The organism is Pseudomonas arsenicoxydans (genome assembly GCF_006438915.1).
Lineage (GTDB): Bacteria > Pseudomonadota > Gammaproteobacteria > Pseudomonadales > Pseudomonadaceae > Aquipseudomonas > Aquipseudomonas arsenicoxydans_A.
This window is the reverse complement of sequence record NZ_RCZE01000002.1, coordinates 1-14058: the sequence shown is the minus strand read 5'-3', so window position 1 is coordinate 14058 and position 14058 is coordinate 1. Positions and strand designations below refer to the sequence as shown.

At 54.7% G+C, this 14058-nt stretch carries 14 protein-coding genes and 1 pseudogene; 8 read left to right on the top strand and 7 right to left on the bottom strand.

Translation table 11 applies throughout. From position 1 onward, the window contains the following. Positions 1-76: 76 nt before the first annotated feature. Positions 77-1261: a DUF2252 family protein gene (locus tag EAH78_RS03470; RefSeq protein ID WP_140665701.1), complete on the top strand. Its 1185-nt coding sequence runs from the start codon at positions 77-79 to the stop codon at positions 1259-1261. Between the two features lie 164 nt (positions 1262-1425). On the opposite strand, the gene EAH78_RS03465 is transcribed toward EAH78_RS03470, so the two are convergent. Next, a complete protein-coding gene (locus EAH78_RS03465; protein WP_140665698.1) occupies positions 1426-1956 on the bottom strand; it encodes a cupin in 531 nt (176 codons plus the stop codon). Between the two features lie 322 nt (positions 1957-2278). Then, positions 2279-2518 (bottom strand): hypothetical protein, encoded by a 240-nt coding sequence (locus EAH78_RS03460; protein WP_140665695.1) that lies wholly within the window; start codon positions 2516-2518, stop codon positions 2279-2281. A gap of 379 nt (positions 2519-2897) precedes the next feature. Between EAH78_RS03460 and EAH78_RS03455 the strand changes: the two genes are divergently transcribed. From EAH78_RS03455 to EAH78_RS32565, 5 genes are all read left to right on the top strand, one after another. Continuing rightward, a complete protein-coding gene (locus tag EAH78_RS03455) occupies positions 2898-4274 on the top strand; it encodes a cytochrome ubiquinol oxidase subunit I (RefSeq protein WP_140665692.1) in 1377 nt (458 codons plus the stop codon). Positions 4275-4286: 12 nt separating this feature from the next. Next, complete coding sequence (gene cydB, locus EAH78_RS03450; RefSeq protein ID WP_140665688.1) at positions 4287-5288, top strand: cytochrome d ubiquinol oxidase subunit II; 1002 nt, start codon at positions 4287-4289, stop codon at positions 5286-5288. A gap of 105 nt (positions 5289-5393) precedes the next feature. Then, on the top strand, positions 5394-7181 hold the full coding sequence (locus EAH78_RS03445; RefSeq protein WP_140665685.1) for a thiamine pyrophosphate-requiring protein: 1788 nt from the start codon (positions 5394-5396) through the stop codon (positions 7179-7181). Between the two features lie 68 nt (positions 7182-7249). Beyond that, a complete protein-coding gene (locus EAH78_RS03440) occupies positions 7250-7669 on the top strand; it encodes a DNA methylase (protein ID WP_140665681.1) in 420 nt (139 codons plus the stop codon). Positions 7670-7882: 213 nt separating this feature from the next. Continuing rightward, entirely contained in the window at positions 7883-8119 is a 237-nt protein-coding gene (locus EAH78_RS32565; protein WP_140665677.1) for a hypothetical protein, read from the top strand. Between the two features lie 332 nt (positions 8120-8451). Here EAH78_RS32565 and EAH78_RS03430 read toward each other — a convergent pair whose 3' ends face one another. Continuing rightward, the gene (locus EAH78_RS03430) at positions 8452-9009 is read right to left on the bottom strand and encodes an ATP-dependent Clp protease proteolytic subunit (protein WP_140665673.1); all 558 of its coding nucleotides are present in this window, start codon (positions 9007-9009) and stop codon (positions 8452-8454) included. A gap of 307 nt (positions 9010-9316) precedes the next feature. Here EAH78_RS03430 and EAH78_RS33220 point away from each other — a divergent pair. Then, positions 9317-9430: pseudogene (locus EAH78_RS33220) on the top strand (general stress protein); the annotation flags it as partial. Positions 9431-9894: 464 nt separating this feature from the next. On the opposite strand, the gene EAH78_RS03420 reads toward EAH78_RS33220, so the two are convergent. Further along, positions 9895-10173 (bottom strand): hypothetical protein, encoded by a 279-nt coding sequence (locus tag EAH78_RS03420; protein ID WP_123431623.1) that lies wholly within the window; start codon positions 10171-10173, stop codon positions 9895-9897. A gap of 1009 nt (positions 10174-11182) precedes the next feature. Between EAH78_RS03420 and EAH78_RS03415 the strand changes: the two genes are divergently transcribed. Continuing rightward, positions 11183-11653 carry a hypothetical protein gene (locus EAH78_RS03415; protein WP_140665667.1) on the top strand — a complete coding sequence of 157 codons (471 nt, stop codon included), beginning with the start codon at positions 11183-11185 and terminating at the stop codon, positions 11651-11653. 38 nt (positions 11654-11691) lie between these two features. Here the strand turns inward: EAH78_RS03415 and tnpC are convergent, their stop codons facing one another. The 3 genes from tnpC to tnpA all read right to left on the bottom strand — a co-directional run bounded on the left by tnpC (position 11692) and on the right by tnpA (position 13957). Further along, the gene (tnpC, locus tag EAH78_RS03410) at positions 11692-13218 is read right to left on the bottom strand and encodes an IS66 family transposase (RefSeq protein WP_140665664.1); all 1527 of its coding nucleotides are present in this window, start codon (positions 13216-13218) and stop codon (positions 11692-11694) included. Between the two features lie 83 nt (positions 13219-13301). Then, a complete protein-coding gene (gene tnpB, locus EAH78_RS32560) occupies positions 13302-13637 on the bottom strand; it encodes an IS66 family insertion sequence element accessory protein TnpB (RefSeq protein ID WP_140665661.1) in 336 nt (111 codons plus the stop codon). Next, positions 13634-13957 carry an IS66-like element accessory protein TnpA gene (tnpA, locus tag EAH78_RS03400; protein ID WP_140665658.1) on the bottom strand — a complete coding sequence of 108 codons (324 nt, stop codon included), beginning with the start codon at positions 13955-13957 and terminating at the stop codon, positions 13634-13636. The genes tnpB and tnpA overlap by 4 nt, the downstream gene beginning before the upstream one ends. Between the last annotated feature and the right edge of the window lie 101 nt (positions 13958-14058).

Here is a 14058-nt window from a genome sequence, read left to right as displayed (position 1 = left end):
GACGGGGAAATGAAATATTTTGAAACATCTAGGGTGGCAGGGAAGTCAACAGAGCTCATTCCCTAAAGAATTCCTCATGAAAACCCCTCGTCCTTCCGCGCGACTAGAGCCACTCTCCCAGCTTAGAAATTTGAAAATGGCCAGATCCGCACATGCCTATGTTCGAGGTAGCACGGTGCAGTTTTATGAATGGCTGCATTCCCAGTCCGGGCGTCGTCTTCCCAATGGGCCACCCGTTTGGATTTGCGGTGACTGCCACGCCGGAAACCTTGGGCCAACGGGTGATCTAAAGGGACGGATTGACATCCACATTCGCGACCTTGATCAGACCGTCATTGGCAATCCTGCGCATGACCTGGTCAGATTGGCTCTGTCGTTGGCTACAGCAGCTCGGGGATCGGATTTGCCCGGAGTTGCGACCGCGCGAATGCTTGAAGAGATGATGCGAGGGTATGAGCAAGCGTTCAAAGACGATGTTGATGAAGAGCCCCCTCGACCTGCTCAGGTAAAGGCAGGCATGCGAAGCGCAGTGCAAAGGACGTGGAAGCATTTGGCCAAAGAGCGCATTGAAGACACCCGCCCAACGATTCCCTTGGGTAAGAGTTTTTGGTCACTCTCTAGACCGGAGCGCGTAGCGCTGAAAGCGCTTTGTTCCACCTCTGAAATCCATACCCTGGTGACTTCGCTCAAAGGCAGGTCAAAGGATGACAAGGTGGAAATGCTCGATTCGGCTTATTGGGTGAAAGGCTGCAGCTCGCTAGGTTTGAAGCGCTACGCGGTGCTGTTGGGTGTGGGTGCCGAGGATGACCAAGAATACTGCCTGCTCGATATCAAGGAAGCGGTCAGTGCCGCTGCCCCTCGCGTGGCAAGAGCGGCGATGCCGAGAGATAACGGTAAAAGGGTTGTGGAGGGAGCTCGCTCACTGTCACCAAGTCTTGGTAATCGAATGCTGGCAACACGTGTACTTGATCATGGGTTCTTCATTCGCGAACTGCTGCCTCAGGACATGAAGCTTGAGCTGGATCAACTGAGCCAACGTGACGCGATGCTGGCGGCCGGGTATCTGGCGAGAGTGGTTGGGATTGCTCATGCAAGGCAGATGGACATGGCAACTCGGGCGTCCTGGATGAGTGACTTGCAGGCCTGCAGATCCAAGACGCTGGATGCGCCTTCGTGGCTTTGGTCGAGTGTCGTGCAGTTGGTAGGAAACCATGAAAGGGGCTATTTGGAGCACTGTCGTCGTTATGCCCTTGAACATTAAAAAGAGGGCAAGGGGGTTGCGAAAGAGACTTGGCAACTGCGGTCCTGCGTCACCTCGACGTTCCATTAGAAATGTCCGAGATCTGGCGTCCACACTAGCCAGTTGCTGGTGAGCCAGGTCGCTACCGACTCAGCCACTAATCCGCTTGGGCCAAATGGATGCAGTCAGGTCTGATAGTTCCAATGCCGATGCAGCGCGCCATTTACGCCTAGCACCGGGTCTCGATCTGGAAACGGCAGATTTGTAAGGTTCAACAGTTGCTCCGGACTCGGCGCTTCGCGACAAATGTCGCCGTTCTGACCAGGTGGGTAAGCACCGACCACCATAAAGTCGTCACTGGAGGCGATATTGCAGTGACCCGTGCCGGCGGGTAAGAGTAAAACGTCGCCAGCGCTGACTTCCAGCAACCGACTATCCGGGCCGCCAAGCATCAAGCGAGCGAAGCCGCTGGTTACACCAAGCACCTCATGGCCTTCGGTATGGTAATGGTGAAAGTCATAAACCCCATCACGCCATTGAGGCGGCCAGCCATTGGCACTGAAGGTTTTCTCAAATAAAGCCGCAGGATCGCTACCTTGAATTGCAATTGCCTTGATGTAAATGAGCACTGGTAGGCGAGGGTTGTTGGGCACCCAGCCGTTGGGTGCCAGTAACAGGGGTTGTATCGGAGCATGTACAGCTTCTGACTTGACCATTAGCAAGCCTCCGAAATTAGCTACGCCAACTTCATGAATAGCAACGCTAGAACCTGGCAACCTGGCTTTTGCGAAAGTCGTTCATATGAATGGCCATGGATGTGTGTAGCGGTAGATGCCCATCAGATTTACGAAGTTCGTCGCAAAGGATGTACGGTTACAAAAAGTGGACTTCACTATGAAAACTGCATTGAGGAAGGAGCCAGGAAGCAACCCTCCAGAGCGTGGGTAACCAAGCCTGAAATTTTACGGGTATTTAAAGCTATCGCAGGCAACACAGCCTGAGGAAGCTAGGGCGTAAAGCCCTAGCAAATCGCAGATGTCACTTTTTCTTTTTCGCCGACTTGTCTGACTTCTCTGATTTTTTAGCCTGCGCAGGCTTGCTATCAGCTTTTTTTGCAGATTTCTTTGGTTCGGCATCTTTTTTCTTGTCTTTCTTTTCGGAAGATTTCGAAAGAGCCGACGCCGCAGCTGATTTCTTTGTCGATGCTGACTTTTTGTCTTTCAATTCCTTGCTGGTTTTCGAAGCATCACCTTTGGTTTTCTTCTCGTCTTTAGCCACGATGCGCACCTCTCGAACTGTGCCGGTATTGGCAAGTTGCCCGTGGGAATATCCACAAGCTGATCATTAGGCGAGCGCGTCCTGAAGCGGTTCAATTTTTTTGAAGCAGCGAGATGGCTTTGGATGAAGCACCTATATGTAGCGATGCGCATGCTTTTCATTGGAAACTCTTGATGGCTGCTTGCCGTAGGCTCAGTGGGATGCCGTAGAGGCAGGCTGAGCAAACGAGTCAGTTGATTAGCAGATATTTTCAAAACTCGTTGCGACTTCAGAGGTCAACCATTCATCACAGCGCAAGTGCGCCGCAACGCGCGCGGAGAATGGATGGATAACTATCACATCACCAAAATTTGTGTAATCCCGTCAGAGCCTTGAGGGCATGGACGCCTTTGATTCGGCGCTGATTGCTGCGCGCGCCCAGTTTGCAATCACCATCAGTTTTCATATTGTGTTGGCCGCGCTTACCATCGGATTGGCCAACTTTCTGATGGTGCTGGAAGGACTTTGGCTGTGGCGCGGACAAAAAATCTATCTGGATGTTTACCTCTACTGGCTGAAGATATTTGCCCTCAACGTGGCCGTGGGGACGGCATCGGGTCTGATTCTGGAGTACCAGTTCGGACTCAACTGGTCGCGGCTGTCCACCCAAGCGGGCGATATCCTGGGCCCGTTGATGTTCTACGAAGTACTCGCCGCCTTTTTTCTGGAGGCGGGCTTCGTCGGCATCATGCTGTTTGGTCTGAAGAAGGTCGGCCCTCGTCTGCATTTCTTCGCCACTTGTGCGGTAGCCATTGGCTCGTTCATCAGTGCGTTTTGGATCTTGTCGGCCAATTCCTGGATGCAGACTCCCACCGGGTACGCCATCGGTACCGACGGCCGTTTCATGGCCGAGGATTGGTGGGCGATCATTTTCAATCCATCATTTCCCTATCGTCTGACCCATATGACGCTGGCGGCGTTTCTAGGCACCGCCACCCTGGTGACCGGCATTAGCGCCTGGCAACTATTGCGGCAGCCGCAAAATCCCAGAGCACGACTTCAATTTTCCATGGCGTTGTGGATGATCGTCGTGCTCACACCTCTGCAAATCTTGGTGGGTGATCTACACGGTCAGCACAGCCTCAAGGTTCAACCGCTGAAGGTTGCTGCTATTGAAGGCTCGTGGACGCGTCCTCCTGAACGTGCGGGTGAACCGCTACGTTTGTTTGCCATTCCCGACATGGCCGAACGGCGCAATCGTTGGGAAGTGGCGATTCCACACGTTGGCTCACTGTACCTGCGGCACGACCTGACAGGCACGATCCCCGCGCTGGACGAATTCCCTCCCGAAGACCTTCCGCCGGTGCCGATTGTGTTTTTCGCGTTTCGCTTCATGGTGGGTCTAGGGCTGTTGATGGTGGGACAGGGAATGACCAGTATGGTGTTGCGGAGGCGGCATCGGTTGTACACCGCACGTTGGATGCTGCGAGGGTGTGTGCTGATGGCTCCGGCTGGATTCCTCGCGATGCTTTGTGGCTGGGTAGTGACAGAGGTAGGTCGCCAGCCTTTCACCATCTATGGCTTGCTGCGCACAGCGGACAGTCTGTCCTCGGTGTCGCGCCAGCAGGTGATCGGCGCAACCTGGACGATCCTGGTGTTCTACCTGCTGATCTTCGGTATCGGCCTCTGGGTGCTGCTGCGGATAACTCGTGAGCCACCGCGCACGGATGAAGCGGGGCCGCAACCGACGCTGGCGGATGAGACAGGGGAATCCTGAGGAGTTGAATCCATGTTGGACAGTGACTGGATTGTCCTGCTATCAGCCGGAGCCCTGGCATTCTCGGTGATGAACTATGTGTTGCTCGATGGCACGGATCTGGGCGTTGGGGTGCTGATGGGGCTGACGCATTGCGGCAAGGATCGGCGGGCCATGGCCGTGACAATTTTGCCGATCTGGGATGCCAACGAAACGTGGCTCGTGCTGGGAGGTGGCGGTCTGCTGGCGCTGTTCCCGTTGGCCTACGCCATCCTGCTCCCGGCGCTCTATTCGCCATTTATCTTGATGTTTCTGGCGCTGATTCTTCGCGCGGTTGCATTGGAGTTTCGTGATTACGCGCCGGGTCATCGTACCAAGCGCGTAGTAGATGGATTACTGCTGTGCGGTTCAGTGCTCGCCGGCGGAACACAGGGAATCGTCTTGGGAACCCTCGTACTAGGTGTACCTAATCATGCCGGCCAATACAGTGGTGATGGCGCGGAGTGGCTCAACGCGTTCCCCGTGTTCTGTGGTGCAGTGCTCGTGGTGGGATACACATGGTTGGGTGCTTGCTGGCTCTATTGGCGCACTGTCGGCGAACTCCAGCGGCGATCTGGTCTGCAGGCGAAGATGCTGGCTATCGTGACCGTAGTGTTGTTGATCGTGTTGGTTGTCTGGACGGCGACACTGGACACTCGCTATGCACAACGGCTTACAGATCGCCTTGTGTGGATGCCGGCAGTCATGTTGCTCGCTGCGCTGCTGATTGGCTTTGCTTTGGGGTTTCGGAGCCGTCGTCACTTTCTTCCACTGTTTTGCGCATTGGGCGTTTTCATAGTGGCGTTTGCCTTGATGATCGCGGCGCTCTTTCCAATGATTGTTCCGCCGCAGCTGACCTTGCAGGCTGCGGCCTCAAGTCCCAATAGCCAGATTTTCATGTTGGTCGGTTTCGCCGTTCTGATCCCGATAACGCTCATCTACAACACCTATGGCTTCAGCGTCTTTAGCGGGAAGGTTCGAGTTAGTCGTGACTGATATCCGGCAGAACTTCGGTCTGCACTTGGGTGTCCAGACGCTACACGTTCGGACGGGATGTTCTGTCCGAACTGCTCGATGCTCCGGATGAAGGCGAGGAACGACATGACGACAACAGTTGGCGACTTTCTGATTGAGCGGCTCAGCGAATGGGGTGTGACTCGAATCTTTGGTTATCCAGGGGACGGCATTAATGGCGTGTTTGGAGCGCTGAGCCGGGCCAAGGGAAAGATTGAATTCGTTCAGGCCAGGCACGAAGAAATGGCCGCCTTCATGGCGTCGGCACATGCAAAGTTCACCGGTGAGTTGGGAGTTTGTATTGCCACTTCGGGCCCCGGCGCGTCGCACCTGATCACCGGACTGTACGACGCCCGGATGGATCACATGCCGGTGCTGGCCATCGTCGGCCAGCAGGCGCGCACCGCGCTGGGCAGCCACTACCAGCAGGAGCTCGATCTGGTGTCGATGTTCAAGGATGTCGCTGGAGCCTTCGTGCAGCAGGCGTCGGTACCGTCTCAGGTACGACACTTGCTCGACCGGGCGGTACGCATCGCCATCGGCGAGCGGCGCGTGACGGCAATCATTCTCCCCAATGATCTGCAAGATCTTGAATATGAGGCGCCGGCGAGGGCACATGGCACCGCACATTCGGGGGTTGGTTACAGCAAGCCTAAAGTGGTGCCTTACGAGGCGGATCTGCAGCGCGCGGCAGACGTTTTGAATGCGGGACAAAAGGTTGCGATCCTGGTCGGCGCCGGCGCGTTACAGGCCACCGATCAAGTCATTGCCGTATCGGAAAAGCTTGGCGCCGGGGTGGCGAAGGCCTTGCTCGGTAAAGCCGCAATGCCCGACGATTTACCGTGGGTCACCGGCAGTATCGGTTTGCTCGGCACCGAGCCCAGTTATAGGCTGATGACAGAATGCGACACCTTGCTAATGATCGGTTCGGGATTCCCGTATTCCGAGTTCTTGCCCAAAGAAGGGCAGGCGCGGGGCGTGCAGATCGACTTGCAACCGGACATGCTCAGTCTGCGCTATCCCATGGAGGTCAATCTGGTCGGTGATGCTGCAGAAACATTGGCCGAATTGCTGCCGCTGCTCGAACATAAAACCGAGCGCAAATGGCGGAAAAAAGTTGAAGGCTGGCACGGCAGTTGGGAGAAGACCCTGGAAAAACGCGCCATGGCCAAAGCCAATCCGATCAACCCCCAGCGCGTGGTCTACGAACTGTCCCCTCGTTTGCCGGAGCAGGCGATCATCACCAGTGACTCAGGTTCGTGCGCCAATTGGTTCGCCCGCGACCTGAAAATTCGTCGCGGTATGAAGTGTTCGCTTTCCGGCGGATTGGCCTCTATGGGTGCCGCCGTGCCATATGCGATTGCAGCGAAATTCGCGTTTCCCGAGCGCCAGGTAATTGCGCTGGTGGGTGACGGCGCCATGCAGATGAACAACATGGCCGAGTTAATTACCGTCGCCAAGTATTGGCGCCAGTGGGAAAGCCCGAAATGGATCTGCGCGGTATTCAACAACGAAGATCTGAATCAGGTCACCTGGGAGCAGCGGGTGATGGAAGGTGATCCGAAATTTGAGGCCTCGCAAAGTATCCCGGACGTGCCGTATCACCTCTTTGCCATTTCGATTGGGCTCAAAGGTATTTTCGTTGAGCGCGAGGAAGATGTAGCCGCGGCGTGGGAGCAGGCTCTTGACTCGGATGTTCCGGTGCTGATCGAGTTCAAGACCGACCCCGACGTGCCGCCGCTACCGCCGCATATCAAGCTCGAACAGGCGAAGAAGTTTGCCACGACTTTGCTTAGGGGTGATCCGAACGAGGCAGGGGTTATTTTGCAAACCGCCAAACAGGTATTGGGAACGGTACTACCGCACAAAAAATAAAGTGGTGCCAGCCATTGAACCGATGCTTCTTCCTAACGCGCGACTTAGGTAAGTGGAGGAAAGTTTCGATGCACAAAATCATCAGTGCCCTTGACTTGAACATCGACATGGAAAGCGCGAACGAGCAGGGCTTGTTCAAATGGCTGGTCGCCAGTTTTTTAATGGGCAAAAGAATACAGGCAAAGATTGCCGCCGAAGCTTATCGAGTGATTGTCGTTAAGCACCAGCTTGACACTCCCCGCAAGCTCGCCCTTAGCACCCACCGTGAACTCGTTGCGATGTTGGGAGAGGCGCACTACGTGCGCTACGACGAAACAACTGCTGCGCGTCTGTTGGCTTTGGCCCACAAGATCAACAATGAATATGCAGGGAGGGTCAGCAACATCCTAGAAGCAAGTACTGACCGCCGGGATTTTGAGAGTCGGCTTACCGCATTTGAAGGCGTTGGCCCCAAAACCGTCGAAATTTTTATGCGGGAGGGGGGCTGATTTATGGACTCATCGGTTAGGCATACGTCGAGCAGGAGGCTTCCACCTGGTGAATGCAAACCCTAGCGTCATTCCCTCGCTGGTTGCGCAAACCCATATTCCGGTGAGATTGTCGGTACCAAGCGACAGAGCCGCACAGAACAGTTCCACCCCGTCTTGGTGTAAAGACAATGGGGATGACAGCCGCACTTCTTTTCATCGAGGGACATAAATATGTGCAAATTCGTCTTGGAATACCTGTTCAACAGGGAGCCCCGTACACACATATTCGAACTCGAGCAGACTCGGTTGACTTCACATGAAGCGGCGATGCACCTGCTCCAGCTGCATTTTGGGGACGCAGAGAACAGCCTGATGATGCCCAATGCAGACGCGACTCCGGAGGAGATTTTAGAGCACGCTGAGGTGGTTGGGCTAACACAGATTAAGGTCGTCAATCCATCCAGTTGAGGCCAAGTGCAGCGACCGGGAAGGCACGCCTAGGCAGCTCGAGTAGCCGCTTTGGACAGATGCCAATGCTCTTTTGCTAGCCAAAAACCGTAACCGGTGTAGCAATAGGCGTAAGGGTGATGGGCGGTAGGTGCAAGTACAGTCTGAGGTTGTGATCTAGTCAATCTCAGTGTTGATACGGCTTGCAAGTCGTGTCTTCGAATTGAATGGACTACTCCTTTGCATCACGTGTCAGCGTCGATGGCGGGCGGAAATGTCAGCGAACCTTTCCTTCTCAGGACTAGCGAGTCCATGCCAGCTGTCCCGATCCGGGAGTGAGGAGGGCGTTCCGATTATCCACCACTGACTTTCCAGTGTTTGACATCGTCTGCAAACATCATTTGCTTCATCTCATGCGCAATCCCGTATGCCAGAGACTCGTGTGCAGCGATAACTTTTTCTTCCGCTGAAAGGCAATGAAAAATATCGAGCTTGGTCTCTGCGTCAGCAGTTTCGAGTGTGAAAATTTGCACGTAACGTGCGAGGTCGTTGTCGAGGCTCGATAGGTATTCACGCAGGCGTTGATGGTCGACTGATTTTTGACTGAAGTACCAATTCATCGGGTGAATCAGGAAGCGTGAGTGGGGCGAGGTAATGCGGCGGCCTGCCGCCAAAAACATAATGATGCCCATTGACTCAATGTTGCCCGCATTGATCGCGCATAGCGGTACCGGCAGTGACTTCAGGAACGTGTAGAGGGTGAAGCCAAAGTTGGTGCTACCTCCGCTTGTAGAAAGATTGAGAAGCAAGGAGGAGGCGCCTTGATCAATGGCTTCAAGGCAGCAGTCCCTGAAGCGCTCAGTCGTTCCCTGATCGATCTGGCAATGAAAATGCACGATGTGTTCGGTCATCGATTGACCACCTGATTGTGATGGATGCAGGGCTTCTTCGAATTATTAAGTCTAGTAAACATCGATCCTTTTGATCTGAAATCCGACGTGAGTTGTTCGTTTATTGGAGATAGCCGTCCATCGAATTCACGCTTTTTCAATGGAACCAAGTCCCCCAATCCACTCGTCGCAAGCCCCATATTTCCGTTCAAACTTTTGGTTTTTAGCGTCCTCCGAATTAGACGAGCCTATGCTCGTGCCAACGATGTAGAGGTGAATAAAAATGGCCAATACAGGAAACAAAAATCCAGGCAATTTATCTGACCGCGACAAGGCTTCCGAAGCTGGTAACAAAGGTGGAGAAGGCTCAGGCGGAAATTTTGCCAACGATCCACAACGCGCGTCTGAAGCGGGCCAAAAAGGTGGCCAAGCTTCTGGCGGACAATCGCGGGATAGTGATCGCATGTCCGGAGGTGGACAGGGTACGAATCGCGGAGGCGAATTTGCCGACGATAAAGAAAGCATGTCCAAACCAGGCCAAAAAGGAGGCCAGGCTTCAGGTGGACAACAAACCAACAAAGCTGATCAATCGTCCAGTGGTGGACAAGGAAGCGGACGCGGCAGCAATCTTGCCGATGACGACAAATCTTCTGAAATGGGACGCAAGGACGGTGGGGTGAGCGGAGGTGGAGGGCGTAAACCCTGATGCCGTGTGACCCCATCAAGCCCCGAATCTTTCGGGGCTTGATTTTGATATCGGAGGAGTGTCGGCGCAGGTCCATGGAGTAGCACATGCCCGATCCAGCACATGCTCAATTAATTATCGCCTACACCGCAACTGGAGCTTGAGGACTGATCGCTTTAAAAGCCCGTCAGTCCTGCAAATTCGTCGTTTGTTTAGGTTATTCAATAAACCTGGTTGCGGTGTGTCAGCATCAGTTTCACTCTGGTTTTGTAAGCAATCTTGCCTCCGGTATCCGAAAAGACGTGGTCGATGTCCACGACTCGATATTCCTCTTCTTCGGAGGCCGTTTCTCCCCATGCAGCGCCAAGGCCTTGATGATTGAAACGGTCACCTATCGACACAGCGGGGAAAGGCGTTATTGCTTCGATGCTCCAAACAGGGGCATTAGTGAAAGACTCCTTGTAGACTTCGAAATAGTACTCAATTTGCTGAGCGCTCATAAAACCTCCTAATACAGGTGTGCTCACGAAAAATAAGCAGTTCATCAGTATCAGATTATTGCCTGAATCGGATCGTTCAGTTCGAAGCCAAAATACAGACTTTATTCCTGGATTTTTGTGTACAGCAAAACGCTCACACGCATTCAGGCAGGGCCAGTTGGCACCTACTCGCGCCACGAGCCTGTCTGCACGCAGGGCGCCGCTTGCGCCGAGCCGGATCGACAGCCCCAGTCCAGCCGGCCGTCGATCTTGGAATCAGCTTATCCCATGAATATATGAACCTAATGCAAAATCTAACTGAATTTAGTTTTGTGCATGCCCTATAAAGCTCGGTGTAGGAGAAGTTCTGGGAAACCACGAGCGGTTCCGGTCACCGTCGAGTCTGGGCTGACCAAGTGATTTCGGATTGAGTACAAAAGGGCCCTGAAGAGGCCATTTTTATTGGTAACCGTCTGGTAAACACGCCTGTCTGACGCTATCGCTTATGTCCACTTAGGAGACCAGTGGAAAGCCTGGGTTTAGTGATTCAGCGCCGACAACTGACGATTTCAAACGGTTCCCTCATTCGGTGGGCCTCTAATTATCCTACCCAATCGACGGAAGCAGGCGGCTGGTCAACTGTTCAGATTCCGCTCCTCGCTAGACACCTCAATCTTAAGCCCACACACTATCCCCCCCCCCAAAAAACTAAGGATGGATATATGAGGCCGATGTACATCGTCGCGCTTTTGCTACTCGCGCTNGTAACCGTCTGGTAAACACGCCTGTCTGACGCTATCGCTTATGTCCACTTAGGAGACCAGTGGAAAGCCTGGGTTTAGTGATTCAGCGCCGACAACTGACGATTTCAAACGGTTCCCTCATTCGGTGGGCCTCTAATTATCCTACCCAATCGACGGAAGCAGGCGGCTGGTCAACTGTTCAGATTCCGCTCCTCGCTAGACACCTCAATCTTAAGCCCACACACTATCCCCCCCCCCAAAAAACTAAGGATGGATATATGAGGCCGATGTACATCGTCGCGCTTTTGCTACTCGCGCTCGTGGGATGCACTACAGTGACCAGTGATCGCGTGCCGGATGGCCTTTGGTATGCTAAGAGCGAAGAACCCGATCAATTTCACTATCACGTTTACGTGTTGTTTCTGGACGATAGCCACTTCACATGGTGGCGCACCAAAGAGACGTACGACGTGGTCATGAAACGATGGGCGTACTACACCCACGATCATCCGGGGGTCAAGATCCTGACCAACTACACCCGAGAGGGCGATCAGTTGACCGGCGAGCGACGCATAAGCGACAAGGGCGGCCCGAGCATGAAAGCTAACACGTTCATCCAAACTTTCACCGGGCGCTTTAACGGCGACGCGCTCGACATGACGGTGGAAGCGCACACGACCTACGACGATGGCCCCCCTTCGCCGACGGTGGTTGTCCGATGGCCCCTGAGGCATTTAAGTCACCCGCCCGTGGAATGAGCCCGTGGTTTAACGTTTGGCTAGCACGCATTGCGTTGTTAAACGGGCACCCACTTATGCGGCAGCAGTTCGCTAATTTCACTTGCCCGCTGTGTAGGCAGGCGCGTGAGAACGTCCTTCAAGTAGGCGTACGGATCATGCCCGTTGAGTCGTGCAGACTGGACCAAACTCATGATCGCAGCCGCGCGTTTTCCGCTGCGTAACGAACCTGCAAACAGCCAGTTTGAACGCCCAAGTGCCCACGGGCGGATTTGATTTTCGCACCAGTTATTATCAATGGGCACAGCACCATCATCGAGATAGCGCGTCAGCGCTATCCAGCGATTGAGACTGTAATCCAAGGCTTTGGCGATGGCCGATCCCTCAGGCACAAGCTGCCTTTGGGCAATCATCCAGGCATGAAGTACGTCGATAATTGGCGCTGTTTTCTCTCGCCGTATTCGCTGCCGGTCGCCTGGCTCCAGATCGCGAACTTCTCGCTCAACTTCGTACAAGGCCGCGATGTAGTGCAATGCCTTTTCGGCGATCTGGCTCTTGTTGGTCGCGTGCAAGTCGAAGAACTTGCGCCGTGCATGGGCCATGCAGCCGATCTCCGTAACACCCAGTTCAAATCCTGCTTTGTAGCCAGCGAAGTCATCGCACACCAGCTTGCCGTTCCAGTGACCTAGGAAGTTCCGGGCATGCTCGCCAGCGCGGCTCGGGCTGAAGTCGTAAACGACCGCCGCCATATCGGAGAACTGGCTGGTGGCATAGGCCCAGACGTAAGCGCGATGAGTTTTCTTCGCGCCTGGCGTCAGCATTTGTACCGGGGTTTCGTCGGCGTGGACGACACCATGCGTCAGCACGGCTTCACGCAGCGCGTCCACCAGCGGCTGTAATTGCACGCCGCAGTTGCCCACCCATTGCGCCAAGGTCGAGCGAGCAATAGGTAGGCCGGCGCGGCCGAAGATTTTCTCCTGCCGATACAGCGGCAGATGATCGGCAAACTTGGCCACCATGACGTGGGCCAGCAGGCCAGCTGTCGGTATGCCTTTGTCGATGACGTGCGCCGGTACCGGCGCCTGGATCAACGTTTCGCACTGTTCACAGGCCCATTTCCCACGGATGTGGCGCTCGACAGTGAAGACGCCCGGTGTGTAGTCGAGCTTTTCGCTGGCATCTTGGCCGATACGCTTGAGAGCGCAGCCGCATTGGCAGTGGCTGTTTTCCGGTTCGTGATGGATCAGTGTGCGAGGGAACTGTGGCGGCAGCGCAGCGCGCTTGGGTTGCTGGCGTACTTTGCCTTCAACGGGTTCCGGTTGCAGCGCTTCAAGCTCAGCTTCGATGGCGGCGATATCGGTGTCGATCAAGCCGTCGAGCAAGCTTGCTTGATCCGGACTTAGTTGCTCGCTGCGCTTGGCAAACTTGAAGCGTTTGAGCAACGCGATCTCGTGGGCCAGCTTCTCGTTGACCGACTTGTGATGAGTAATTTGCTTGTCCATCGTCTCGACACGCTGGATCAACTGCGCCGCCAAGGCACGCAGTTCTTCAGGGTTTAATTGATCGAGATTCGGATGCGAAGTCATGCCGCCGATTTTGCCAGAGCGGGCTAGTGGCGGCGATAGACTGATGGGCTAATTGCGTTGGCAAGCGCGCCATTGCAGACGAGTTAGAGCACCGTGATAGCGCCTCCAGAACCGACGCGTTGCCAAGGTAAACCGAGCACCAAGGCTTGAAGTTGCTCTGCATCTAACTCGACTTCAGAACCATACCGCACGCCCGGCCAAAAGAAACGTCCCTGATTCAAGCGCCGAGCGGCGAGCCAAATCCCTACACCGTCATGCACCAACACTTTCATACGATTGGCGCGGCGATTGGCGAACAGATAAGCACAGTGCGGCTTCGCCGCACCGAACACCGCCACGACCCGCGCCAGCGCGGTTTCAGTGCCGGCGCGCATGTCCATGGGCTCGGTGGCGAGCCAGATGGTGTCGATGCGGATCATCGCGTTAGTCCCCGGACGAACCGCGCACAACCCTCAGGATCGTTAATCGGCCAAGTCACGACAAGCTGTCCTTTCCCGCATGGCACATCAATTTTGATCGTGGGATCGGCACGCGTTTGGGCGTTCGGATCTAACGTCAATGGGATGAAAGCTGGCAGGTTTTTACCGCCTAGGTCACGGTAAAGCGGTATCCATTTGCGCACCAGATTGGCGTTGATGCCGTGGCCCAGCGCGACGCTTGCGATGGACGCACCGGGCTGCAAACATTCCTGGACGACCTGGGCTTTGAAGGATTTGGGGTAAGAGTGTCGTTGTTGCATGGCAATCCGCTTGATGGGCTAGAAATGGTGTCCACTTAAATAGGTGTCCACCATCGCCCTAAGCGTTGGGGTCAGGAAGGTGTGTTGGCCGGACGCATACT

Coding starts and splice junctions, on each gene's coding strand:
- EAH78_RS03470 (WP_140665701.1), top strand. CDS start 77: ATGAAAACCCCTCGTCCTTCCGCGCGACTAGAGCCACTCTCCCAGCTT.
- EAH78_RS03465 (WP_140665698.1), bottom strand. CDS start 1,956: ATGGTCAAGTCAGAAGCTGTACATGCTCCGATACAACCCCTGTTACTG.
- EAH78_RS03455 (WP_140665692.1), top strand. CDS start 2,898: ATGGACGCCTTTGATTCGGCGCTGATTGCTGCGCGCGCCCAGTTTGCA.
- cydB (WP_140665688.1), top strand. CDS start 4,287: ATGTTGGACAGTGACTGGATTGTCCTGCTATCAGCCGGAGCCCTGGCA.
- EAH78_RS03445 (WP_140665685.1), top strand. CDS start 5,394: ATGACGACAACAGTTGGCGACTTTCTGATTGAGCGGCTCAGCGAATGG.
- EAH78_RS03440 (WP_140665681.1), top strand. CDS start 7,250: ATGCACAAAATCATCAGTGCCCTTGACTTGAACATCGACATGGAAAGC.
- EAH78_RS32565 (WP_140665677.1), top strand. CDS start 7,883: ATGTGCAAATTCGTCTTGGAATACCTGTTCAACAGGGAGCCCCGTACA.
- EAH78_RS03430 (WP_140665673.1), bottom strand. CDS start 9,009: ATGACCGAACACATCGTGCATTTTCATTGCCAGATCGATCAGGGAACG.
- EAH78_RS03420 (WP_123431623.1), bottom strand. CDS start 10,173: ATGAGCGCTCAGCAAATTGAGTACTATTTCGAAGTCTACAAGGAGTCT.
- EAH78_RS03415 (WP_140665667.1), top strand. CDS start 11,183: ATGTACATCGTCGCGCTTTTGCTACTCGCGCTCGTGGGATGCACTACA.
- tnpC (WP_140665664.1), bottom strand. CDS start 13,218: ATGACTTCGCATCCGAATCTCGATCAATTAAACCCTGAAGAACTGCGT.
- tnpB (WP_140665661.1), bottom strand. CDS start 13,637: ATGATCCGCATCGACACCATCTGGCTCGCCACCGAGCCCATGGACATG.
- tnpA (WP_140665658.1), bottom strand. CDS start 13,957: ATGCAACAACGACACTCTTACCCCAAATCCTTCAAAGCCCAGGTCGTC.